Origin of the sequence: Actinophytocola sp., assembly GCF_036378875.1 — a bacterium.
Lineage (GTDB): Bacteria > Actinomycetota > Actinomycetes > Mycobacteriales > Pseudonocardiaceae > Actinophytocola.
In genome coordinates this window covers 15,642-39,810 of the sequence record NZ_DASUVO010000003.1, presented here as the reverse complement: position 1 = coordinate 39,810, position 24,169 = coordinate 15,642, and the positions used below count along the sequence as shown (strand labels likewise).

21 protein-coding genes are annotated in these 24,169 nt (G+C 68.8%); 15 read left to right on the top strand and 6 right to left on the bottom strand.

Translation table 11 applies throughout. The features are described from left to right. Positions 1 to 311 precede the first annotated feature (311 nt). From tig to clpX, 4 genes are all read left to right on the top strand, one after another. On the top strand, positions 312 to 1,682 hold the full coding sequence (gene tig, locus VF106_RS01235; protein WP_330837642.1) for a trigger factor: 1,371 nt from the start codon (positions 312 to 314) through the stop codon (positions 1,680 to 1,682). Positions 1,683 to 1,792: 110 nt separating this feature from the next. After that, a complete protein-coding gene (locus tag VF106_RS01230) occupies positions 1,793 to 2,410 on the top strand; it encodes an ATP-dependent Clp protease proteolytic subunit (RefSeq protein WP_330837641.1) in 618 nt (205 codons plus the stop codon). 29 nt (positions 2,411 to 2,439) lie between these two features. Further along, the gene (locus tag VF106_RS01225; protein ID WP_330837640.1) at positions 2,440 to 3,069 is read left to right on the top strand and encodes an ATP-dependent Clp protease proteolytic subunit; all 630 of its coding nucleotides are present in this window, start codon (positions 2,440 to 2,442) and stop codon (positions 3,067 to 3,069) included. Positions 3,070 to 3,307: 238 nt separating this feature from the next. Then, on the top strand, positions 3,308 to 4,606 hold the full coding sequence (clpX, locus tag VF106_RS01220; RefSeq protein ID WP_330837639.1) for an ATP-dependent Clp protease ATP-binding subunit ClpX: 1,299 nt from the start codon (positions 3,308 to 3,310) through the stop codon (positions 4,604 to 4,606). A 90-nt stretch (positions 4,607 to 4,696) separates the two neighbouring features. Here clpX and VF106_RS01215 read toward each other — a convergent pair whose 3' ends face one another. Further along, positions 4,697 to 5,503 carry an alpha/beta fold hydrolase gene (locus VF106_RS01215; protein ID WP_330837638.1) on the bottom strand — a complete coding sequence of 269 codons (807 nt, stop codon included), beginning with the start codon at positions 5,501 to 5,503 and terminating at the stop codon, positions 4,697 to 4,699. Between the two features lie 34 nt (positions 5,504 to 5,537). On the opposite strand from VF106_RS01215, the gene VF106_RS01210 reads away from it, so the two are divergent. Continuing rightward, entirely contained in the window at positions 5,538 to 6,119 is a 582-nt protein-coding gene (locus VF106_RS01210) for an RBBP9/YdeN family alpha/beta hydrolase (RefSeq protein WP_330837637.1), read from the top strand. A 13-nt stretch (positions 6,120 to 6,132) separates the two neighbouring features. Here the strand turns inward: VF106_RS01210 and VF106_RS50780 are convergent, their stop codons facing one another. Continuing rightward, positions 6,133 to 6,405, bottom strand: a complete 273-nt coding sequence (locus tag VF106_RS50780) for an excalibur calcium-binding domain-containing protein (RefSeq protein ID WP_414638824.1) — start codon at positions 6,403 to 6,405, stop codon at positions 6,133 to 6,135. Positions 6,406 to 6,676: 271 nt separating this feature from the next. Then, a complete protein-coding gene (gene fdhD / locus VF106_RS01200) occupies positions 6,677 to 7,501 on the bottom strand; it encodes a formate dehydrogenase accessory sulfurtransferase FdhD (protein WP_330837636.1) in 825 nt (274 codons plus the stop codon). An 84-nt stretch (positions 7,502 to 7,585) separates the two neighbouring features. Here fdhD and VF106_RS01195 point away from each other — a divergent pair, with 84 nt between their 5' ends. The 3 genes from VF106_RS01195 (at position 7,586) to VF106_RS01185 (ending at position 9,917) form a co-directional block, all read left to right on the top strand. Next, a complete protein-coding gene (locus VF106_RS01195; protein ID WP_330837635.1) occupies positions 7,586 to 8,158 on the top strand; it encodes a winged helix-turn-helix domain-containing protein in 573 nt (190 codons plus the stop codon). Positions 8,159 to 8,228: 70 nt separating this feature from the next. Continuing rightward, positions 8,229 to 8,387: a hypothetical protein gene (locus tag VF106_RS01190; protein ID WP_330837634.1), complete on the top strand. Its 159-nt coding sequence runs from the start codon at positions 8,229 to 8,231 to the stop codon at positions 8,385 to 8,387. A 9-nt stretch (positions 8,388 to 8,396) separates the two neighbouring features. After that, entirely contained in the window at positions 8,397 to 9,917 is a 1,521-nt protein-coding gene (locus VF106_RS01185) for a phytoene desaturase family protein (RefSeq protein WP_330837633.1), read from the top strand. Here the strand turns inward: VF106_RS01185 and VF106_RS01180 are convergent. Then, positions 9,898 to 10,146 (bottom strand): mycoredoxin, encoded by a 249-nt coding sequence (locus VF106_RS01180; protein WP_330837632.1) that lies wholly within the window; start codon positions 10,144 to 10,146, stop codon positions 9,898 to 9,900. The two genes, VF106_RS01185 and VF106_RS01180, sit on opposite strands and share 20 nt — an antisense overlap. An 80-nt stretch (positions 10,147 to 10,226) precedes the next feature. Continuing rightward, positions 10,227 to 11,201, bottom strand: a complete 975-nt coding sequence (locus VF106_RS01175) for a hypothetical protein (RefSeq protein WP_330837631.1) — start codon at positions 11,199 to 11,201, stop codon at positions 10,227 to 10,229. A gap of 144 nt (positions 11,202 to 11,345) precedes the next feature. Between VF106_RS01175 and VF106_RS01170 the strand changes: the two genes are divergently transcribed. The 5 genes from VF106_RS01170 (at position 11,346) to VF106_RS01150 (ending at position 17,165) form a co-directional block, all read left to right on the top strand. After that, positions 11,346 to 13,970: a valine--tRNA ligase gene (locus VF106_RS01170; protein ID WP_330837630.1), complete on the top strand. Its 2,625-nt coding sequence runs from the start codon at positions 11,346 to 11,348 to the stop codon at positions 13,968 to 13,970. After that, a complete protein-coding gene (gene folC, locus VF106_RS01165; protein ID WP_330837629.1) occupies positions 13,963 to 15,312 on the top strand; it encodes a bifunctional tetrahydrofolate synthase/dihydrofolate synthase in 1,350 nt (449 codons plus the stop codon). Before VF106_RS01170 ends, folC begins: the two co-directional genes overlap by 8 nt. Continuing rightward, positions 15,309 to 15,680, top strand: coding sequence for a DUF4233 domain-containing protein (locus VF106_RS01160; protein ID WP_330837628.1), 372 nt, complete (start codon positions 15,309 to 15,311; stop codon positions 15,678 to 15,680). The genes folC and VF106_RS01160 overlap by 4 nt, the downstream gene beginning before the upstream one ends. Positions 15,681 to 15,740: 60 nt before the next feature. Further along, a complete protein-coding gene (gene ndk, locus VF106_RS01155) occupies positions 15,741 to 16,148 on the top strand; it encodes a nucleoside-diphosphate kinase (protein ID WP_330837627.1) in 408 nt (135 codons plus the stop codon). 87 nt (positions 16,149 to 16,235) lie between these two features. Continuing rightward, the gene (locus VF106_RS01150) at positions 16,236 to 17,165 is read left to right on the top strand and encodes an ABC transporter ATP-binding protein (RefSeq protein ID WP_330837626.1); all 930 of its coding nucleotides are present in this window, start codon (positions 16,236 to 16,238) and stop codon (positions 17,163 to 17,165) included. Positions 17,166 to 17,303: 138 nt separating this feature from the next. Here the strand turns inward: VF106_RS01150 and VF106_RS01145 are convergent, their stop codons facing one another. Continuing rightward, positions 17,304 to 18,281 carry a LacI family DNA-binding transcriptional regulator gene (locus VF106_RS01145; RefSeq protein WP_330837625.1) on the bottom strand — a complete coding sequence of 326 codons (978 nt, stop codon included), beginning with the start codon at positions 18,279 to 18,281 and terminating at the stop codon, positions 17,304 to 17,306. Positions 18,282 to 18,421: 140 nt separating this feature from the next. Between VF106_RS01145 and VF106_RS01140 the strand changes: the two genes are divergently transcribed. Together VF106_RS01140 and VF106_RS01135 are read left to right on the top strand one after the other, a co-directional pair. Further along, positions 18,422 to 20,314, top strand: a complete 1,893-nt coding sequence (locus tag VF106_RS01140; protein ID WP_330837624.1) for a glycoside hydrolase family 127 protein — start codon at positions 18,422 to 18,424, stop codon at positions 20,312 to 20,314. Positions 20,315 to 20,335: 21 nt separating this feature from the next. Beyond that, complete coding sequence (locus tag VF106_RS01135; protein ID WP_330837623.1) at positions 20,336 to 24,166, top strand: galactose-binding domain-containing protein; 3,831 nt, start codon at positions 20,336 to 20,338, stop codon at positions 24,164 to 24,166. The last annotated feature ends 3 nt before the right edge of the window (positions 24,167 to 24,169 follow it).

Here is a 24,169-nt window from a genome sequence, read left to right as displayed (position 1 = left end):
GTTGTGTCTTCTGGGGGCCAAGCCCCCAGACCCCCGGCCGGCGGGGCTCCGCCCCCCGGACCCCCCGGGGTCGGTCGCCCGGTCGCCCGGTCGCCTGGTCGGTGGGGTTCCGTCCCCGGACCGCCGTCCGGTCGCTGGTCGGCGGGGCTCGCCTCCGGACCCCGGTCCGGTCGCTGGTCGGTGGGTTCGCCTCCGGATCTCCGGTCGGACCTTGGGCATGCGAGACTCGCAGGTCGGCCCCGCTCGTCCCGAGATCCCGTGAGTTCCATAGACTCGCGAGAGCCCACACCATCGCTACCCAGGAGATCACGTTGAAGAGCACCGTCGAGCACCTGAGCCCGACGCGGGTCCGGATCAACGTCGAGGTGCCGTTCGACGAGCTCAAGCCGAACTTCGACCGCGCGTACAAGAAGATCGCCTCGCAGGTTCGTATCCCCGGCTTCCGGCCAGGCAAGGCACCCGCGCGGGTGATCGAGTCCCGGATCGGGCGCGCGCCGATCCTCGACGAGGTCGTCAACGAGGCCATTCCGGCCAAGTACATGCAGGCGATCACGGAGGGTGAGGTCCGGACGCTCGGGCAGCCCGACATCGAGGTCACCAAGCTGGAGGACGGCGACCACATCGCGTTCACCGCCGAGGTGGATGTTCGGCCCGAGATCACCGTGCCGGCCTTCGGTGAGTTGTCCGTCACGGTGGACGACCTCGAGATCAACGACCAGGAGGTCGACGAGCAGCTCGACGAGCTGCGGGCCAGGTTCGGCACCTTGGCCGGCGTCGAGCGCGCCGCGGAGAGCGGGGACTTCGTCTCCATCGACCTGTCCGCGACCGTGGACGGCGAGGAGGTCGAGGAGGCCAGGACCGCCGGACTGTCCTACGAGGTCGGTTCCGGCGAGATGATCGAGGGCATCGACGAGGCCATCACCGGGCTGTCCGCCGGCGAGGAGACGACCTTCACCACCAAGCTGGTGGCAGGGGACCACGCCGGGCGCGACGCCGAGGTGACGGTCAAGGTCAACACCGTCAAGGTCCGTGAGCTGCCAGAGCCGGACGACGACTTCGCCCAGCTGGCCTCCGAGTTCGACACGATCGACGAGCTGAAGGCCGACCTTCGCGAGCGGCTTAGCCGCGTCAAGAAGATGCAGCAGGGCGTCCAGGCCCGCGACAAGGTGCTCGAGGCGCTGCTCGAGGTCACCGACGTCCCGCTGCCGGAGAAGGTGGTCGAGTCCGAGGTGGAGGTCCGCAAGCACGACGCGGTCCACACGTTCGACCACGACGAGGCTCGTTTCGAGGAGTTCCTGACCTCCCAGGGCCGCACCCTGGAGGAGTTCAACAAGGACGTTCAGGACGACGCGGAGAAGGCCGTCAAGACGCAGCTGATCCTCGACTCGATCGCCGACGCCGAGAACGTGAACGTCAACGACAACGAGCTGACCGAGCGCATCATCTACCAGGCGCAGCGGTTCGGCGTCAGCCCGGACGAGTACGTGCAGCGTGCGCAGCAGTCCGGCCAGCTCGGCGCCATCTTCGCCGACGTGCGTCGCGGCAAGGCGCTGGCCTCGGTCGTGCGCCTGGCCACCGTCACCGACGCGAGTGGCAACGCGGTCGATCTGGAGGAGCTGTTCGGACCTCGTGAGGCGGAGGAGACCGAGCAGGCGCCGGTCGAGGACGCCCCGACCCAGTGACGCTCTGAGCGAACTCGGGCGGTGTCGGGCATTCGATGCCGCCCGCCTTCGTTAATGTCGGACATGACACCAGCTCAACCTCGCAACCAGAGCGGAGAAAGCAGGCAGACGTGACGCATCCACGGCAGACGCCCGACATGCGGTCGGGCACCGCAGGGCTCACCCTGAACGACTCGGTGTACGAGCGGCTGCTCCGTGAGCGCATCGTGTTCCTCGGTTCCGAGGTCGACGACGAGATCGCCAACCGGATCACCGCGCAGCTGTTGCTGCTGGCCGCGGAGGACCCGGAGAAGGACATCGTCTTCTACATCAACTCGCCTGGCGGCTCTGTCTCGGCCGGCATGGCGATCTACGACACGATGATGCTCATCGAGCCGGACGTCCAGACCTGGGCCATGGGCATGGCGGCCTCGATGGGGCAGTTCCTGCTCTCGTCCGGCTCTCCGGGCAAGCGCTACGCCCTGCCACACGCGCGGATCATGATGCACCAGCCGTCCGGCGGCGTCGGCGGCACGGCCTCCGACATCGCGATTCGCGCGGAGGTGCTCGGTAGGTGGAAGCTCGAGATGGCGCAGCTCACCGCGGAGCAGACCGGTCAGACAGTCGAGCGGATCACCCAGGACGCCGACCGAGACCGGTGGTTCACCGCGGAGGAGGCACGTGAGTACGGGTTCGTCGACAACGTCGTCTCCCGTGCCGGCCAATCGCCGAACGGCCACGCTCGCTGACCGGCCAAGGACTTGAGGAGAACCGACCAGTGAACAACCACTCTCCGCAGTCGCGGTACGTGCTTCCGTCATTCGTCGAGCGCACGAGCTACGGGGTCAAGGAGTCGAACCCGTACAACAAGCTGTTCGAAGAGCGGATCATCTTCGTCGGCGTGCAGATCGACGACGCGTCGGCCAACGACGTCATGGCGCAGCTGCTGTACCTGGAGTCGGTCGACCCCGACCGCGACATCCTCATGTACATCAACTCGCCGGGCGGCTCGTTCACGTCCCTGATGGCGATCTACGACACCATGCAGTTCACCCGCCCGGACGTGCAGACGTACTGCCTCGGGCAGGCCGCCTCCGCGGCCGCGGTGCTGCTGGCGGCGGGCACGCCGGGTAAGCGGTACGCGCTGCCCAACTCCCGCATCCTCATCCACCAGCCCGCCATGGAGGGCGTCTACGGGCAGGTCTCGGACCTGCAGATCCAGGCAGACGAGATCCAGCGCGTGCGGCGGCTCATGGAGGAGACGCTGTCCCGGCACACCAAACGGGACGCCGACCAGATCCGCCAGGACATCGAGCGTGACAAGATCCTGACGGCGGCGGAGGCGCAGGCGTACGGCATCGTCGACGAGGTGCTTCCTTACCGAAAGCTGTCGGCGAACCGCCCATAAAGACCAGGGCGTCGAGTGGCTCCGGACCGTGAGGTCCGGGGCCACCTGATCGGCCGAATCCGACAACTCGGCGGTCTGGTTCTCCCACTGAGTGGGGGTTGGCAGGTACCGTCGAAGGCAACAGGCACGATCGGGCCTCGAGTGGCGTGCGCGAGGATGTCACCAGGGGCCCGTCCAGGCCAGGACGATCCAGGCGTGTAACCCCGAAGCACGCCGGAGGGGACAGAGGTCAGCGGTCATGGCGCGTATCGGCGACGGTGGAGACCTGCTGAAATGCTCTTTCTGCGGGAAGAGTCAGAAGCAGGTGAAGAAACTCATCGCCGGCCCCGGCGTGTACATCTGTGACGAGTGCATCGACCTCTGCAACGAGATCATCGAGGAGGAGCTGGCCGAGGCCGGCGACGTCAAGCTCGACGAGCTGCCCAAGCCCGCCGAGATCGACGAGTTCCTCGACCAGTACGTCATCGGCCAGGACGAGGCCAAGCGCACGCTGGCCGTGGCCGTGTACAACCACTACAAGCGCATCCAGGCCGGGGACCGCGCCCGCCCGGAGGGCGGCAGCCGCGAGTCCCGCGAGGAGACCGTCGAGCTCGCCAAGTCCAACATCCTGCTGCTCGGCCCGACCGGCTGCGGCAAGACGTACCTGGCGCAGACGCTGGCGAAGCTGCTGAACGTCCCGTTCGCGATCGCCGACGCCACCGCGCTGACCGAGGCCGGCTACGTCGGTGAGGACGTCGAGAACATCCTCCTGAAGCTGATCCAGGCAGCGGACTACGACGTCAAGCGCGCCGAGACCGGCATCATCTACATCGACGAGGTCGACAAGATCGCCCGCAAGTCCGAGAACCCGTCCATCACCAGGGACGTGTCCGGCGAGGGCGTGCAGCAGGCGCTGCTGAAGATCCTCGAGGGCACCACGGCCTCGGTGCCGCCGCAGGGTGGCCGCAAGCACCCGCACCAGGAGTTCATCCAGATCGACACGACGAACGTGCTGTTCATCGTGGCCGGTGCCTTCGCCGGTCTGGAGAAGATCATCCAGGACCGCGTCGGCAAGCGTGGCCTCGGCTTCGGCGCCGAGATCCGCTCGAAGGCGGACATCGACACGGCGGACTTCTTCTCCGACACCATGCCGGAGGACCTGATCAAGTTCGGCCTGATCCCCGAGTTCATCGGGCGTCTGCCGGTCGTGGCCTCGGTGACCAACCTGGACAAGGTCTCGCTGGTGCAGATCCTCACCGCGCCGCGCAACGCGCTGGTGAAGCAGTACCAGAAGCTGTTCGAGATGGACGGTGTCGAGCTGGAGTTCACCGACGCCGCCCTCGAGGCCGTCGCCGACCAGGCGATCCTTCGTGGCACCGGCGCCCGCGGGCTCCGGGCGATCATGGAGGAAGTGCTGCAGCCGGTGATGTACGACATCCCGTCGCGGTCCGACGTGGCGAAGGTGGTCATCACCGAGCAGACGGTCCGGGAGAACGTGAACCCGACCATCGTGGCTCGCCAGCCTTCCCGCCGCGAGCGCCGGGAGAAGTCGGCCTGAGCATCCGCTCTGGCGTCGTGACCGAACTCGCTATGGGGTGACCATTCGGGCGTTGGCCGGCGGTCACCCCTTTTGCGTTGACGCTCCTGCCTAGGCCACGAACGGGTCCGCTGCTCTGCGGAACGCGCCCGGCTGCTCGACCCACGGGTAGTGGCCGCAGTCGTCGATGACCACCACCTCGCCGTTCGTGAACAGTTTCGCCGCCGCCAGTACCGGGGCCAGGCCTGTCGTGAAGTCCTGTGCGCCCGCGATGACGCGGACCGTCGCATCGGTCTTGCTCAGCAGCTGCGCGAAGTCCGGCGGCGCGGGCACGCCGAAGTAGGCGTTCACCGTGGCCAGGTCCGTCTTGCCCACCCGGGCGTGGGCCTGTTCCCTCTCCGTCCACAGTGCGTACGTCGCCGCGGCCGTGTCCGCCTGCCAGGCCTCGAAGTCGCTCTGTGTCTTCGGACGCCGGTGGTAGGCCGCCATCGCCTTTTCGAACGCCGGCTCGCCCCGCCGGTGCGCGGTGATCTCCGCAGCGTCCGACGGGGTGTCCGTCAGGTGGGCGGACGGCGGGGTGATCAGCAGCATGCTCGCCACGTTGTCCGGGAACTGCGCGGCGTACGCCATCGCCAACCTCGTGCCCGCGGAGTGCGCAACCAGGTCCAGGCGTTGCAGGACCAGGTGCCCACGCAGGTCTTCCAGGTCGCTGGCCTGCTCCCAGTACGATTTCGATGGACCGGGGGTTTCACCGACGCCGCGCAGGTGTGGGATCACCAGCTGACCGGGCAGCCCGGCCAGGTCGCCCAGGTAGCTCGGGTGCCGTCCCGCGCCACCGGCCAACGTGATCAGCGGCTTTCCCTCACCGGAGAGGTCGTAGTGCAGGGCGGCCCCGTCCTCGGTAACAAAGATCGGCATGGATTGACCATAACGCGGTGGAAGGATGGATCCCATGTCGTATGTGCTCCTGCTCCACGGACACATGGGGGCACCGCCTCCGCACTGGCAGAGCTGGCTGGCCCACGAGCTCGCCGAAACCGGGTGCGACGTCGACGTTCCGCAGCTCTCCGAACCGGACCGCCCCCGGCTGGACACCTGGCTCGCCGAGTTGCGGCATCATCTGGAGGCCGCGCCGCGTGACGTCGAGCGGATCGTCCTCGCGCACTCCTGCGGTGCCACCCTCTGGCTCCACCACGCGGCCCAGCTCACCGATGCCTCGCTGCGGTTCGACCGGGTGCTGCTCGTGTCGCCGCCGGGGCCGCGTTGGCACCACCCCGACGTGCACGGCTTCAGCCCCACACCGCTGGACGCCGCAGGCCTTCGGCGGGCCGCCGGGTGGACACAGCTCGTCATCGGGGACGACGACCCGGCCTGCACCGTCGACGAGGCCGTCGACATGGCATCCGCGTTGAAGATCGATCTCGACGTCATCCCCGGCGGGGTGCACCTTGACGGTGACGCCGGCTACGGGCCGTGGCCCGCGGTGCGGGACTGGGTGGCCGACAAGCACACCCGGATGGTCACGAACCGCTGACACGCGGCCGTGGTCATGTTTCGCAGGCCACGCCGTCGTCGTCCCGGTCCAGAGCCGGCCGATAGCCGGGTTCACCGCGGTACAGCGGCGCGGCCCCGGCGGCGCGGGCCGCGGAGCAGTTGGCGTAGTAGACGCCACCCCCTGGCGGGGCGGGCGGAGGCTGGGCCGGTGGCGGGGTGTAGGGCGCCGGCGGTGGAGTGTACGGCGCGGGCTGGGCGGGCGGTGGGGTGTAAGGGGCGGGCTGAACCGGCGGTGTGTAGGGCGCGGGCTCGACCGGGGGCGCCACGTCCGGCACTTCGGTTGTTGGCGCAGCGGGCGGCGGCGTGGTCGTTGTTGTGGTTGTCGTAGCCGACGGCGTTGTGTCCGTGGTCGTGGTGTCGGAGGTCCCGATGGTCGGGACTGGGTCCGACCCGGGTGCTGTGCTGCCACACGCGGTCACGGTAGCGAGGAGGAATGCCACTATCAGTACACGCTTCATGGCCCGGGGGTCGCGAGCGGTTAACTGGGTGTTACCACGATCGTGCGTTTATCACCCGGGGCGGTGACTAGACGTGACGCTAACCGGTGATGCGGTCCGCGTGTGTGTAGACGTTCATGCTGGTGCCGCGTAGGAAGCCGATCAGTGTGATGCCCTGTTCGTCGGCCAGTTCGACCGCCAGCGACGACGGCGCCGACACCGCCGCCAGTACCGGGATGCCGGCCATCGCGGCCTTCTGTACCAGCTCGAAGCTCGCCCGGCCCGACACCATCAGCACCGAGCCGGCCAGCGGCACGCGGCCGTCCAGCAGTGCCCAGCCGGTCGCCTTGTCGACCGCGTTGTGCCGGCCCACGTCCTCGCGGACCACCAGCAGTTCGCCGTCCGCGGTGAAGATGCCGGCCGCGTGCAGCCCGCCCGTCGACTCGAACACCTTTTGCTGTTCCCGCAACAGGTCGGGGAAGGTCGCCAGGGTCTCCGGGGACACCCGGCACGCGTCGGCCTCGGGTGAGAAGCGGGTCTTCAGCTTCACCGCGTCCAGTGCCGCCTTGCCGCACACACCGCACGACGAGGTCGTGTAGAAGTTGCGCTCCACGCTCGTGTCCGGCGGCTCCATGCCGGGGGCGAGTGCCAGGTCCAGCACGTTGTAGGTGTTGCGGCCCTGGTCGTCGAGGCTGTCGCAGTAACGGGCCGTGCTGACGTCCGCCGCCGCGCCGATGACGCCCTCGGTGAGCAGGAAGCCGTGTGCCAGCTCGACGTCGTGACCGGGGGTGCGCATGGTGACCGCGAGCGCCTTGCCGCCGACCCGAAGCTCCAGGGGTTCCTCGGCCGCGAGCGCGTCCTGACGGCGCCGGACGCCGTTCTCCGAGAGCCGCAGAACCGGGCGGCGAACGGTCACTCGTCCCATGCATACAGCCTACACGGGCGATAACAAGAACTCTTTAGAAAGAAGTCTTGTGCAAGAACTCTTGCGAAAGGTACCTTGTTAAGCATGGCGGACCGTAGGAACATCACCGACCCCAAGGCTCTCCGGGCGCTCGCGCACCCGCTGCGGTGGAAGCTGCTCGAGATCGTCGCTCGCGAGGGCACCGCCACCGCGACCCAGTGCGCCGAGGAGACCGGGGAGAGCGTCGCCAACTGCTCGTACCACCTCAACACGCTCGCGAAGTACAAGTACGTGGAGCACGCGGAGGGCGGTCAGGGGCGGGAGAAGCCCTGGCAGCTCGTCAGCCAGGGCCAGGGGTGGGACAGCAGCGCCACGAAGGACCAGGACTTCTCGCTCGCGGCCAACGCCGCCACCGGCGCGTTCCTCGACTACACGTTGACGCAGATGAGGGAACGTCACCTGACCGAGCATCTCGAGCCGGCGGACTGGCAGGAGGCGCTCGGTGTCGACAACACCAACGACTACCTCACCGCCGCCGAGGTGAAAGAGGTGCGCGACACGATCCGCGAGCTCATGAACAAGTTCCAGGGTCGCCGCACCGACCCCTCGCTGCGACCGGAGGGCGCTCGGTTCGTGAACCTCTTCTTCTCGACCACGGTCACGCCCGACAAGCCTTGACCCATCACTGATCTCAGCTGTCGTGGCACACGACAGCTCTCTTCGACCTGCCCGAAACCAGGAGATGATCATGGATCCATACAGCATGCTGCAACTGGCCACCACCCGGCGCGACGACTTCGTCCGGGAGGCCGCCGAAGACCGGATCGCCCGCGAGGTGCGGGAGAACACGGATGTCGAACCACGGCCGGCGCCCCGTGGTGCCCCGCGACTGCGGATCGCCGGATAGCGTGATGGTGTGACGGAACGCTACGACGTCGTGGTCGTGGGCGGTGGCCACAACGGACTGGTCGCCGCCGCCTACCTCGCCCGTGCCGGCAAGTCGGTGCTCGTGCTGGAGCGGCTCTCCCGAGTCGGGGGCGCCGCGGTCAGCGCAAGCCCCTTCCCGGGTGTGCCGGCCCGGCTGTCCCGGTACTCCTATCTGGTCAGCCTGCTCCCCAACGCCATCGTCGACGATCTCGGGCTGCGGATCGGCCTGCGTTCGCGGGCCGTCTCCTCCTACACGCCCGTGACGCGTGACGGGCGACCGCGAGGGCTGCTGGTCGAGCGCGAGCCAGGAGAGGCGACTGCGGCCTCTTTCCGGGAACTCACCGGATCGGACCAGGAATTCACTCGTTGGATGTCGTGGTACTCGTCGCTGTCCGACATGGCCGCGGCGCTCGCGCCCACCCTGCTCCAGCCGGTGCCCTCCCGTGCGGATTTTCGCGCGCTGGTCGCGAAACCGTTGTGGGAACAGGTTTTCGAGCGGCCCATCGGAGTGGCCATCGAGGAGACCTTCGCCGACGACGTGGTTCGTGGGGTCGTCGCCACCGATGCCCTCATCGGCACGCACACGTCGCTCCACGATCCGTCGCTGCTCGCCAACCGGTGCTTCCTCTGCCACCTCATCGGCGGCGAGTGGCGCGTCCCGGTAGGCGGCATGGGCGCGGTGACCGGCGAACTCTCCCGCGTGGCACGGGAAGCCGGCGCCGAGCTACGCACGTCCGCCCACGTGACGAAGGTGGACGCGGACGGCGTCACCGCCGAGGTGACCTACACCACAGGCGATGGCGAGCAGGTGGTCGCCGCCGACTACGTGCTCTCCGGTGTCGCGCCGACGGTCCTCGACCGGTTGCGCGGGCGGGATGCCACGCCACCGGCGGGCTCTCAGCTGAAGATCAACGTGCTGTTGTCGAGGCTGCCGCGGCTGCGCAGCGGGGTCGACCCGACGCAGGCGTTCGCGGGCACGCTCCACCTCGATGAGTCCTTTGTGGAGCTGGAAAACGCTTACACGGCAAGCAAGGTTGGCGCGGTGCCCGACCCGCTGCCCGGCGAGATGTACTGCCACACGCTGACCGATCCATCCATTGTGGACGGCCAATTCCACACGCTGACCCTGTTCGGACTGCACGTCCCGGCGGCGCTGTTCACGCGTGACAACGCCGGCCGCCGGGCTGAGCTCGTGGCCCGCTACCTGGCCGGCCTGAACCGCCACCTGGCCGAACCCGTCGAGGACTGCGTCGCCACCGACGAGGACGGCCGCCCGTGCATCGAAGCCCGCACCCCGCTGGATCTCGAGGACGAGCTGGCGATGCCGGGCGGCCACATCTTCCACGGCGACTTGTCGTGGCCGTTCACCGAGGACGGCGGCGGCTGGGGCGTCGAGACCGACGTGCCGAACCTGCTGCTGTGCGGCAGCGGCGCCCTACGCGGGGGCGGGGTCAGCGGCATCGGCGGCCACAACGCGGCTCGGGCGGTACTCAGTTCAGCTCGGCCTTGACCTGAGCGAGAGTGGGGTTCGTCAGCGCCTTGCCGTTGGGGAAGTGCAGCGTCGGCACGGTCTGGTTGCCGCCGTTGACGCTCATCACGAACTCCGCCGCTCCGGGGGACTGCTCGATGTTGACCTCGGCGTAGTCGATGCCCTCGCGGTCCAGCTGCGACTTCAGGCGCCGGCAGTAACCGCACCAGGTCGTCGAGTACATCGTCAGCTTCGCGGGCGCTTGCGTCATCACCACTCCTGTCGACAGTAAGGGTCTGCCGAACACAACGCGGAACCGGCAGTAAACATGCCCGGCGGTCCAGCGTCGCTCTAGTGACGACAGCCACCCGAGGGCGGCAGCGGAGAGGTGGGATCGAAGTAGGCGCCCGGCTCGACGTCGTCAGGCTGTTGGGTCACGGAGCGCTCGGTCGTGACCGGGGCGAGCAAGCCTTTCTGGTACGCGTCGCACCCGATCGAGTAGCCGAACCCCTCCGCCTGGTCAAACCACAGGCCGAGGCTGGTCGGCCGCCAGCGGTCGCCGACACGCAGGATGTAGTCGACGTCCGCCCGCACGACCACGATCGCGTTCATCGCGTCCACGAGCCGCAACCGCGCGGGAGGCTCGAAGGCGTACGCGAACACGTAGTTCGTGTGCACGACCAGCTCGCCCGGCCCGCCCTGCCGCACCGACATCGACCCGGACACCTTCGGCTCGACCGGCAACAGCGTGCTGCCCGGCGCGACGAGGCTCACCAGTGACTGCACCTCGGGCTCGCGTCCGTTGCCGAACAGCGGTTGCAGCTGCTGGTGTGCGTCCGGGGCGAGCAGGTCCAGGTACGCGGTGGGGTCGTGGTTCACGAGCATCCGGCGGTCGAGCCGGCTCGCGACCAGCACGTCCCGCACGAGCTGGGTGGCCTCGGCGACCTGCTCGGGGCTGAAAGCGCCGACGGGCTTCGGCTCAGGCGGCACGATCCCGGCCACGCCGTCCGGCCAGTCCGCGGCCGGGGTCGCGCCGAATGGCCTGCCGGTGTCGAACATCGCCGCCTGGTTGGTCTGGGCGGGCGCCGTGACGTCGTCCTGGCTCGGGGTGCCGGAGACCGGGTCGAACAGGGTGGTCCTGAACAGCAGCGTCGTCACCGCGCCGACCGCCAGCACGACGAGCCCTCCCGCGAACCAGCGACCACGGCGACGGCGTCGTTCGGCACGCAGCAGCTCGCGTACGTCCTCAGCGGCCGCACGCGCCACTGTGCCCGCCCAGTCGGTCTCGGTGACCTCCGGAGCCGGGACACGCTGCCGAGCCTTCACCTGCTCCCCACCCTGATCCCAACCAGGTAAAACGACAACCTTCCGGTGCCAAGCACATCGATTGCGCCCACCCGCGCGTTAACAAGCCGTGGTGTGAGGAACTCGAATGCGGACGCCCAAACGCGGTTCGTAGACTCTTCGAGCGTGACCAACACGGCATCGCAGCAGCCCAGAGCCCTCCCGCCGACCTGGGAGCCGGCTTCGGTCGAGGCGGATCTGTACCAGCGGTGGGTGGATGCCGGTTACTTCACGCCGCAGCCGGACAGCGACAAGCCGCCGTTCTGCATCGTCATCCCGCCGCCGAACGTCACGGGCAGTCTCCACATGGGCCACGCGCTGGAGCACAGCCTCATGGACGCGCTGACCCGGCGCCGCCGGATGCAGGGCTTCGACGTGCTCTGGCTGCCCGGCATGGACCACGCCGGCATCGCGACGCAGAACGTGGTGGAGCGGGAGCTCGCGAACGAGGGCAAGTCCCGCCACGACCTGGGGCGCGAGGCGTTCGTCGAACGGGTGTGGGACTGGAAGGCCACCTCCGGCGGCATGATCCTCAACCAGATGCGCCGCATGGGCGACGGTGTGGACTGGACCCGCGAGCGGTTCACGATGGACGAGGTGCTGTCGCGCGCTGTCCAGACCATCTTCAAGCGACTGTTCGAGGACGGCCTGGTCTACCGGGCCGAGCGGATCATCAACTGGTGCCCGCGCTGTCACACGGCGCTGTCGGACATCGAGGTCGAGCACTCGGACGACGAGGGCGAGTTCGTGTCCATCCGCTACGGCGACGGTGACCGGTCCGTCGTCGTGGCCACCACGCGGGCCGAGACGATGCTGGGGGACACCGCGGTCGCCGTCCATCCGGACGACGAGCGGTACCGCCACCTCGTCGGCACCGAGGTCGAGCTGCCGCTGACCGGCCGGGCGATCCCGATCGTGGCCGACGAGCACGTCGACCCGGAGTTCGGCACGGGTGCGGTCAAGGTCACGCCGGCCCACGACCCGAACGACTTCGAGATCGGCCGGCGGCACGACCTGCCCGCGATCATGATCATGGACGAGCGGGGGATCATCACCGCGCACGGCCCGTTCGAGGGGCTCGACCGGTTCGAGGCGCGGCCCGCGATCGTCGCGGCGCTGCGGGCGCAGGGGCGGATCGTCGCGGAGAAGCGGCCGTACGTCCACGCCGTCGGCCACTGCACCCGGTGCGGCACGGTGGTCGAGCCGCGGCTGTCGCTGCAGTGGTTCGTCAGGACCGAGCCGCTGGCCAGGGCGGCCGGCGACGCGGTCCGTGACGGCCGCACCACGATCCACCCACCGGAGCTCGCGAAGCGTTACTTCGACTGGGTCGACAACATGCACGACTGGTGCATCTCGCGGCAGTTGTGGTGGGGCCACCGCATCCCGGTCTGGTACGGGCCCAACAACGAGGTCGTCTGCGTCGGTCCCGACGAGGAGCCGCCGGGCGAGGGGTGGACGCAGGACCCCGACGTGCTTGACACGTGGTTCTCGTCCGCGCTGTTCCCGTTCTCCACTCTGGGCTGGCCTGACCAGACGAAGGACCTGGCGCGCTTCTACCCGAACCAACTGCTGGTCACGGGCTACGACATCCTGTTCTTCTGGGTCGCCCGGATGATGATGTTCGGGCTGTACGCGATGGGCGGCAGGCAGCCGTTCGACCACCTGTACCTGCACGGCCTCGTCCGTGACCCGACCGGAAAGAAGATGTCGAAGTCGCGCGGCAACATCATCGACCCGCTCGACTGGCTCGACGAGTTCGGTGCGGACGCCACGCGGTTCACGCTGTCCCGAGGGGCGAACCCGGGCGCGGACATGGCGATCTCGGCGGACTGGGCGGCCGGCTCGCGCAACTTCTGCAACAAGCTGTGGAACGCCACCAGGTTCGCGTTGCTGAACGGCGCGACCGTGGCGTCGCCGGTGCCGGCGCGCGACACGCTGACCGACGCCGACCGCTGGATCCTCGACCGCACCGAAGCGATCGTGTCCGAAGTGGACGAGCGGTACGAGGAGTACGAGTTCGCCAAGCTGTGCGCCGCGCTCTACCACTTCACGTGGGACGAGCTGTGCGACTGGTACCTGGAGATCGCGAAGGTCCAGATCGCCGAGGGTGGTGAGCGGGCCGAGGCGACGCGCGCGGTCCTCGGGCACGTCTTCGACGTCGTGCTGCGGCTGCTGCACCCGCTGATCCCGTTCGTCACCGAAAGCCTGTGGACCACGTTGACCGGCAACGAGTCCCTGGTGATCGCCGAGTGGCCCAAGGCGACCGGCGCGGCCGTCGACGCTGGTGCGGCCCGGCGGATCGCCGGCATGCAGAAGCTCGTCACCGAGGTCCGCCGGTTCCGCAACGACCAGGGTGTCAAACCGGGACAGCGGGTGCCGACCCGACTGTCCGGTGTGGACGAAGCAGGGCTTTCCGCGCTGTCGCAAGCGGTTTCCTCGCTCGCGCGGCTGGCGGAGCCCGGCGAGGGGTTCACCCCGGGCGCGTCGCTGGAGGTCGCGCTGCCGGACGGCACCGTCCATGTCGAAATGGATCTGTCCGGCACGGTCGACGTCGCGGCGGAACGCAAGCGTCTGGAGAAGGATTTGGCTGTGGCGCGCAAGGAGATGACGGGATGCGAGGCGAAGCTCGGCAACCCGAACTTCACCGACAAGGCGCCTGCCGACGTGGTCGCGAAGATCCAGTCCCGGCGGGACGTCGCCGCCGCGGACATCGAGCGGATCACCGCACGTCTGGAGTCGTTCGGTGACTGAGGCACTCGACGATCTCCGTCAGGTCGAGATCGAGCTCAACACCCGTTGGCCGGAAACGAAGATCGAGCCGACGCTGCAGCGGATCGGGGCGCTCGTCGACCTGCTCGGTGACCCCCACCGGACGTACCCGATCCTGCACATCGCCGGCACCAACGGGAAGACCTCGGTCACCCGCATGATCGACGCGCTGCTGACCAGGATCGGCCTGCGGGTCGGCCGGTACACCAGCCCGCACCTGCAGCTGGTGACCGAGCGGATCGCCATCGACGGCACCCCGATCGCGCCGGAGCGGTACGTCGAGGTGTACCGGGACGTCGAGCCGTACGTCGAGATGATCGACCGCGGCGCCGAGGTGCGGATGAGCAAGTTCGAGGTGCTGACCGGCATGGCGTTCGCGGCGTTCGCGGACGCGCCCGTCGACGCCGCGGTGCTCGAGGTCGGCCTCGGCGGCGGCTGGGACGCCACGAACGTCGCCGACGCGAAGGTCGCGGTGATCGCCCCGATCTCGATCGACCACGTGGAGTACCTGGGCGCCGACATCGCGGGGATCGCGAAGGAGAAGGCCGGCATCATCAAGGAGGGCTCGGTCGCGTTGCTGGCCGAGCAGCGGCCCGAGGTGATGGAGGTCCTGCTGCGACGCACGGTCGAGGTGGACGCCACGGTCGCGCGGGCGGGCATGGAGTTCGGCGTGCTGCGGCGGGACGTCGCCGTCGGCGGGCAGATGCTGAAGCTGCAGGGCCTCGGCGGCGCCTACGAGGAGATCTTCCTGCCGCTGCACGGCCCGCACCAGGCGAACAACGCGGCGATCGCGCTGGCGGCGGTCGAGGCGTTCTTCGGTGCCGGCGCCCAACGGATGCTGGATCAGGAGGCGATCCGCGAGGGCTTCGCGTCGGTCGTCGTGCCGGGCCGGCTGGAGCGAGTTCGTTCCGCGCCAACGGTTTTCGTCGATGCCGCGCACAATCCCCACGGCGCGCAGGCACTCGCGGACGCACTGGAGGCCGACTTCGCGTTCCGCAACCTCGTCGGCGTGGTCGGCGTGATGCGGGACAAGGACGTCCGCGGGATCCTGTCCGCACTGGAGCCGGTGCTGCACGAGGTGGTGCTGACGACGAACTCGTCGGACCGCGCCATGCCGGCCGAGGAACTGGGTGAGATCGCGACGGAGATCTTCGGCCCGGACCGGGTGGACGTTCGTCCCCGCCTCGACGACGCCGTGGAGACGGCCATCGCGCTGTCGGAGGCGGACACGGACGAGCCGCTGTCCGGGGTCGGCGTGATCGTCACGGGCTCGGTCGTGACCGCGGGTGAGACCCGCGCACTGTTCGGCAAGGAGCCCGCGTGACCACGAAGGACCCGATGAAGTCGTTCGTCAGCGTGATGGCGGCGACGCTGGTGCTCGAGGTCATCGTGGTCCTGCTGGCACTGCCGGTCGTCGCGAAGCTGGGCGACGGTCTGGCCACCTGGCAGGGCGTGCTGGTGGGCGCCCTGGCGCTGGCGCTGCTGCTGACCTGCGCGTTCCTTCGCCGGCCGTGGGGGATGTGGGTCGCGGCGGGCCTGCAGCTGGTGATGATCGCGTGCTGGTTCGCGGTGGTCGCGCTCGGCGTGCTCGGCCTGGTGTTCGGTCTGGTGTGGGCTGCGCTGCTGTGGATGCGCCACGACGTCGCCAAGCGCATGGCCGAGGGCCGGTTGCCGAGCCAGCAGACGGACTGAGGAAGGCCGCCAGCTAGGCTCCTCGTCGAGAAGTTCCCCTACAAAGGAGTACCCGGAGTCGTGAGCGAGCGCACCCTGGTCCTGGTCAAGCCGGACGGCGTCAGCCGTGGGCTGGTCGGCGAGGTCATCTCCCGCATCGAGCGCAAGGGCCTGACGCTGGCCGCGCTGGAGCTGCGCAACGTCGAGCGGAGTGTCGCCGAGCAGCACTACGCCGAGCACGCCAGCAAGCCGTTCTTCGAGTCGCTGCTCGAGTTCATCACGTCGGGCCCCCTCGTGGCGGCCGTCGTGGAGGGCGACAACGCGATCGCCGCGTTCCGCCAGCTCGCCGGCGCCACCAACCCGGTGCAGGCCGCGACCGGCAGCATCCGAGGCGACTTCGCGCTCGAGGTCCAGTTCAACATCGTGCACGGTTCGGACTCGCCGGAGTCCGCCAAGCGCGAGATCGACCTCTGGTTCCCGGGCGTCTGAGCCGGTAATCCGTCGGGGGCTTGGCCGAACGCGGCCAAGCCCCTTTCGCACAGCGGACAGTTAGCGCAGCCATCTACGCTACGGAACGTGGCTGAGGCCCTGGTCATCGCACGCGGACTGGTCAAACGTTTCGGCCAGTTCGCCGCCGTCGACGGCATCGACGTCGAGGTCCGGCATGGCGAGGCGTTCGGCTTCCTCGGCCCGAACGGCGCCGGCAAGTCGTCGACCATGCGCATGATCGGCTGCGTCTCGCCACGTTCCGGCGGTGAGCTGCGGGTACTCGGCATGGACCCCGACCGCGACGGCCCACGTGTCCGTGCCCGGCTCGGTGTCGTGCCGCAGCAGGACAACCTGGACGCCGAGCTGACCGTGCGCCAGAACCTGCACGTGTACGGCCGCTACTTCGGACTGCCCAAGGCCCACGTGCGGGCCAAGGCCACCGAGCTGCTCGCCTTCGCTCAGCTCACCGAGCGTGCCGACGACGAGGTCGAGGCACTGTCCGGCGGCATGAAACGCCGCCTCACGATCGCCCGCTCGCTGATCAACGACCCCGAGCTGCTCCTGCTCGACGAGCCGACCACGGGCCTCGACCCGCAGGCACGTCACCTGCTGTGGGACCGCCTGTTCCGGCTCAAGCACAGCGGCGTCACGCTCATCATCACGACCCACTACATGGACGAGGCCGAGCAGCTGTGCGACCGGCTGGTCGTGATGGACCGCGGCCGCATCGCCGCCGAGGGCAGCCCCGCCGAGCTGATCGGCCGCTACTCCACCAAAGAGGTGGTCGAGCTGCGCTTCCCGCCGGGCACGGACACCGACGCCATGGAACCCCGACTCGACGGCCTCGCCGACCGCGTCGAAGCCCTCCCGGACCGGGTCCTGCTGTACGCGGCGGACGGCGAGGCGGTACTGGGCGCCGTCCACATCCGAGGCGTGAACCCGATCTCGAGCCTGGTCCGCCGCAGCACCCTGGAAGACGTCTTCCTGAGACTGACCGGCCGCACCCTCGTCGACTAACCGCGTGTCCAACCACCCAGACCCGCGTGTCCAACACAACACACCGCTGAGTTCAACAAATCGCGACAACCCGATTTGTTGAACTCGCGGGTCCACAGCGTTGGACACGCGGGTCTCCTGTGTTGGACACGCGCGGGTTCAGGGCTTGGGGCTTGTCGACTCGCGGACTACCAGGTGGCAGGGCTGGCGGATCACGCCGGAGTGGTGTTCGCCGTCCAGGGCGGCGAACAGGTAGGACACCGCTGTCGCGCCCAGTTGTTCCAGGTTCACGTCCACCGTCGTGAGTGGAGGGCGGCAGTCGGCGGCGAACAGTTCCCAGTTGTCGAATCCGACGAGTGCCACGTCGTCCGGGACGCGGCGGCCCAGGTCGGCCAGTGCCTGTGCCACGCCGGTTGCCACCTGGTCGCTGCCGCAGAAGATCGCGTCCAGTTCCGGGTGTGCGGTGGCCAGCAGCCGGCCCGCCTGCCGGCCCCACGCCTGTGTCCACTCGCCGTACAGGGGTTCGCCGACCAGTGACAGGCCCGCCTCGGACAGCACGGCACGCAGCGCGGTGACGCGGTCGCGGGCGGCGCGGTAGCTCGACGGGCCCGTGATGTGTCCGATGTGCTTGCGGTTCAACGAAACCAGGTGCTCGGCGGCCAGCCGGGCGCCGCCCGCGTCGTCGGCAAGCAGCGACAGGTCGGACGGGTCGTCGGACTCGCCGTACACGTACACGACCGGCACGGGGATGTCCGCCGTGAGCGACGAGCGCATGTCGTTGCTGTCCCCGAGCACGATGAAGCCGTCGACCTGCCGCGCGAGCAGGGTGCGGATGTAGTGCCGCCGCCGGATGGGGTCGTCGCGGGCGTCGCAGAGCAGCACGGACATCTGCTCGTTGCCGAGTGCGTTCTCGACACCGAGCAGGATCGGGATGGCGAACCGGCCGCCGAGTTCGTCGGTGAGCAGCCCGATGGTGCTCGTGCGTCCCGAGATGAGTCCGCGGGCCAGGGCGTTCGGCTGGAACGACAGCTTCTCGGCGGCCGCCAGCACACGGCCGCGCGTGGCCTGGGCGACCTCGTCGCGGCCGTTGAGCGCCTTCGACGCCGTGGCCACGGACACGCCGGCCAGCCTGGCCACATCCGTGAGGGTGACCGACCCGGAACGCTGCCTCGTCAACCGCTGGCCTTTCATGAGACCTTTCGATGCTTGACACAACTCTAGCGGCAGTCCTACGGTCGAGGGGCCGAAAAGGTTTTCGGAGACTGGGTGGAGGCAGCGTGGCCGCGACACCGAGAGTCGAACCGACTGGCGGCTGCCCTGTTGTCCCGACCCAGGGCACGCTGCGCCCCCTCGGTCTCGGCGAGGTCCACCTGGTCGGCGGTTTCTGGGGTACGCGCCAGCAGATCAACAGCGACGCGACGATCGACCACGGCCGCGCCTGGATGGACAAGCTCGGCTGGACCGGCCACTTCGTGCAGGCCGCCGGTGGCGTGGGAGTCCGGCGCGGTCGGGAGTTCGCCGACTCCGAGGTCTACAAGCTCATGGAGGCCATGGCCTGGGACGCCGGCCGCACCGGCGACCAGGACCGCGACGCCGACCTGGTCGAGCTGATCAGCCTCATCGCGCCGGCCCAGGCACCCGACGGCTACCTCAACACCGCGTTCGGCGGTGCCGGACAGCAGCCGCGCTACAGCGACCTCGCCTATGGCCACGAGCTCTACTGCACCGGTCACCTGCTGCAGGCCGCGGTCGCGCATGGGCGGACCAACCCCGACAGTGACCTGCTCACCATCGCCTGCCGCGCCGCCAACCAGGTCTGCGACACGTTCGGCGCGACCGGCCGGTCCGGTATCTGCGGGCACCCGGAGATCGAGGCGGCGCTCGTCGAGCTGGCCAGGCTCACGGGGGAACAGCGTTACCTCGACCAGGCCGCCCTGTTCATCGACCGGCGCGGCTATCGCACACTGCCGGAGCCGCGTTTCGGCTGGGAGTACTTCCAGGACGACGAGCCGGTCCGTTCCGCGAAGGTCCTCCGTGGACACTCGGTGCGGGCGCTCTACCTGTCCTGCGGCGCGGTCGACGTCGCCGTCGAGACCGGGGACGACGAGCTGCTCGAGGCGGTCGCCGGCCAGTTCGACCGCACGCTCGCCCGCCGCACCTATCTCACCGGCGGCATGGGCTCCCGGCACGCCGACGAGGCGTTCGGCGAGGACTTCGTGCTCCCGGCCGACCGTGCCTACTCGGAGACGTGCGCGGGTATCGCGACGGTGATGCTCGCCTGGCGACTGCTGCTGGCCACTGGCGAGACCCGTTACGCCGACGTCATCGAACGCGTGCTCTACAACGTCGTCGCCACCTCGATCGGCGACGACGGGCGTTCCTTCTTCTACGCCAACACGTTGCACCAGCGGGAGCGGAGCGAGCCACTGCCGGCCGACCGGGAACGGCTGCACTTCGCGGCCGGGAGCCGCGCGCCGTGGTTCGAGGTGTCGTGCTGCCTCGCCAACATCGCTCGCCTGCTGGCGAGCCTCTCCACCTACACGACCACTGTGGACAGCGAGGGCGTGCAACTTCATCAGTACGCCAACGCGGTCGTGCGCACCCGGCTCGCCGACGGTCGGCGGGTGGGGCTTCGGGTGCGGACGGACTATCCGGAGACCGGCACTGTGGCGGTGCGGGTCACGGAGACGGCCGGCGGGCCGTGGGCGCTCTCGATGCGCATCCCGGCCTGGGCCAGCGGCGCCCGGCTCGACGGCGAGGTGGTCGAGCCGGGCGTCGCGACCGTCCGCCGCGAGTTCGCGGTCGGTGACGAGCTCCGGCTCGAGCTGCCCGTTCGTCCACGATGGACTTTCCCGGACCCGAGGATCGACGCCGCCAGGGGCTCCGTCGCGGTCGAGCGCGGCCCCGTGGTCCTGTGCGCGGAGTCGGCCGGTGACGACCAGGACAACCTTGATGACCTCACTGTCGACGTCTCCGTGCCACCGGAGGACGCGCCGGAGGGTGCCACAGTGCGTGGGCGGTTCACAGAGCCGGCTGGTGACGGCTGGCCCTATGTCCCAACGGAACCGCCCCCATGCAGATCCGACCCCGTACCGGTCCTCCTGGTGCCTTACCACCGGTGGGCCCGGCGCGGTCCATCCACCATGCGCGTCTGGCTCCCTCGGGGGTGAGACGCTTCCGGAGGTGACGAAATGCGTATCTCCACAGCGAAGTGGAGACCGCTTGCACTCGCCGCGATACTCGCCGGCGCGTTGCTGACCGCGGTCGCCGCACCCGCGAACGCCGCACAGACCATCGGGTTCCCGACGTTCACCGGAGCAGCGCCACCCGCTGAGCCGGTGCCGTACAGCAACCGGATGATGCAGGCGATGTACAACGCGGAAGCTGGTGGCACCGACTTCTGGATGGACCGGTTACTTGCCCGACGCGGCAACGATCCGGCCGGCAGCTGGCTGATGACCCGCGGCCGGACCGTCTACATGCGACAGCACAACAACTCGGTCATCGGGTTCGGCGGCCGCGTGGCCTACTACAACGAGTTCTTCAACTCCTTCTCCAACCAGAACGCCTACACCGTGGGCATCGGCTCCGGGTTCGCCGAGGTCGTCGCGGACCGGCTGCAGACGCCGAGCTACTGGAGCGGCACATATAACAACAGCGGGCTCGGTGTGCGGGCCAACGTGCGGAAGTTCATCACGAACAACAACGTCGCCGTCACCAACGTGTCGCTGACCAACACCGGCACGGCGTCCCGCACGGTCGCGATGACCGTGGACTCGCCGTTCACCCGCACCGCGGCGGGCGCGGAGCTGACCGGCACCCATGAGGTGCGCAACTCCCGCGGCGAGCGACTCACGACGATCTTCCCGCGCCTGTCCGCGCAGGGCCTGAACCCGGCCAACGGTGTGCTGACCGGCAATGTCACCGTCGCGGCCGGACAGACGGTGACGGTGAAGGTCCAGCTGGGGTTCGTGGCCAACGAGATCCCGGCGTCCCGCACCGAGTACGACCAGTACCGCGCGTTCTCGCCGACCGACGCGTTCGCCACGCACGTGCGGGCGTACAACCGTTGGTGGGCGGACAACATCCCCTACATCGACGTGCCGGAACCGGCGATCAAGAAGCACATCTACTACCGCTGGTGGCTGATGCGCTTCAACTACCTCGATGCAGACATCCCCGGCAACGACTTCCAGTTCCCCACCTCGATCGAGGGTGTGCTCGGCTACAACAACGCGATCGCGCTCACGGTCCCGATGTTCATCGACGATCTCAAGTACCTGCGTGACCCGATGTACTCGTACGGGCCGTGGGTGTCGACCGGCGAGTCCTCCGGCGGCGGGCGGTTCGTGGACAACCCCGGCGACCCGGAGAACTGGAGCAACAGCTACACCCAGTACATCGCCGAGGCGGCCTGGCGCAGCTACCAGATCCACGGTGGACAGCGGCCGATCGCGGCGAACCTGGCGCGCTACGCCGAGGGCGACGTCAAGGGCCAGCTCTCGTTCTACGACCATGACAACAACGGTCTGATCGAGTACGACTGGGGCGCGTTGACGGGCAACGACGCGGACGCGGTGTCCTTCCACTGGCGTGGCGGCTGGCTGGACCGCGCGGAGTCGGCCTACCAGTACAGCGGCGCGATGGCCGCGGCGGGCGCGTACGACATGCTCGGCAACACCGCCAAGGCCAACGAGATGCGTGGCATCGCAGACCGCATCCGCAACGCGATCGTGAACGTGCTCTGGAACCCGAACCGGCAGCTGTTCGAGCACCGGCACGTGGCCACCAACACGCTCGTACCCTGGAAGGAGATCAACAACTACTACCCGTTCTCGGTCGGCGCGATCCCGAACCAGCAGCCGTACACCAACGCGCTGCGGCTGTTCTCCGACCCCGCCCAGTACCCGCTCTTCCCGTTCTACACGGCGAACCAGTTCGACAAGGCGGAGGCGGCGTCGCAGGGCAACCCCGGCTCGAACAACTTCTCCCAGATCAACTCGACTGTCCAGTTCAGACTGTTCTCGTCGGTGCTGCGCAACTACACCCAGTCGCACATCACCGCGACGGACTACAAGAAGCTGCTGTACTGGAACGCCTGGGCCGCGTTCATCGGCGGTAACACGGCATGGCCGGACTCCAACGAGTACTGGTTCGACTGGAACCCGTCCACGCAGACCATCAACGGTCGCTCGTTCATCCACCACACCATCCTCGGCAGCAACAACTGGACGGTCATCGAGGACGTGGCGGGTCTGCGCCCACGCACGGACGCGAGGATCGAGCTGTCGCCGATCAACGTCGGGTGGGACCGGTTCATGGTCGACAACCTGCGGTACCGGGACCGCGACCTGACGATCGTGTGGGACGACCCAGCCGACGGCGTCGCCCGCTACCCGGGCGTGCCGCAGGGCTACTCGGGCTACATCGACGGCGTCCGGGCGTTCACAGTGGACCGGCTCACCCGCCTCACGTGGGACCCGGCGACCGGGCAGGTCACCTTGCCCAGCGGCGGCAACGTGCTGTTCAGCACCGGCATCGCGAACATGCGGGCACCGCAGGACGTGGTGCAGTCCGGCCCGCGCCTGCTCGACATGTTCCAGAAGGCCGGCGCCGACCTCAACTCGACGGCACCGAACCTGGCGCTGAACGCACCGGCGACGGCGTCGTTCACCGCGTCGGGCAGCAACACGGCCGCCGCGGTCAACGGCACCACGATCAGTGCCCCGATCTGGAGCAGCCGCGGCTCACCCAACGCCGAGGACTGGTACGAGGTCAACCTGGGCGCGGCCAGGCCGGTCGACGACGTGAAGCTGTACTTCTACCGCGACCGCACGACGAACGGCCTGGCGGAACCGGCGAGCTACCGGGTGCAGTACCACAATGGCACGACCTGGGTGGACGTGCCGAGCCAGGCCAAGACACCGGCCGTCCCGCGCGCCAACTACAACGACGTGCGGTTCCCGGTGCTCACGGCCCAGCGGTTCCGGGTGATGCTGACCCACCAGTCCGGCCGCAAGACCGCGCTCAAGGAAGTGCAGTTCTTCCGGACGGGCACGGCGGCACCACCGGTCAGCAACGTCGCGCCGTACGCGCTGGCCACAGTGGACTCCTCCTTTCGTTCCGCCGGGCAAGCCCGGCTGACAGGAGAAGTGAAGGACGACGCGCTGCCCCGTGGCGTGCTCAGCGCGAAGTGGACGAAGGTGTCCGGGCCGGGCACGGTCATCTTCACGGACCAGAACGCACCGAACACGCTGGCCACGTTCACCCAGCCCGGCGACTACACGTTGCGGCTCACCGCGTCCGACGGTGACCGCACGAGCGAGTCGACCGTGACGATCACGGCTGCCGCCGTTCCGTCCGTCGCCAACATGGCGACGGGCGGGGCGGTGTCCGCCTCGTACACCTCACCGTGGGAACTGGCCGACGCCGTCAACGACGGCGTCGATCCGCCATCCTCCAACGACGGCGACAACCGGCGCTGGGGCACCTGGCCAGAACAGGGTGAGCAGTGGATCGAGCTGGAATGGCCGAACCCCGTGCGGGTCAACGCTTCGGACATCTACTTCTTCGACGACGGCGGCGGGGTCCGGTTACCGGCGTCGTGGCGGCTCCAGTACTGGACCGGAGAATCCTTCGTGGACATACCCGCCACGTACGACGTGGCGGCTGACCGGTACGTCCACACCGACTTCGCCGGCGTGACCACCACCCGCATGCGGGCGGTGCTGCATGGCGAGACCGCGTCCGTCGGCGTGCTGGAGTGGCAGGTCCACTCCGAACCGTCGTCGGTCGAACCGCTGCGGCTGGACACCCAACAGGGTGTCCCGCCCGCCCTGCCAGCCACTGTCACCAGGGTCTACGCCGACGGGACGCGCGTGGACTCACCGGTCAGCTGGGCGCCCATGAGCCTCGCCCAGGTGACGCGACCGGGCAGGTTCATGTTGCCCGGTGCCACATCCGACATCCCACTCATCGTCGAGGCCACTGTCCACGTGCGACGCGGTGGCCAAGGAGGCTAGTCA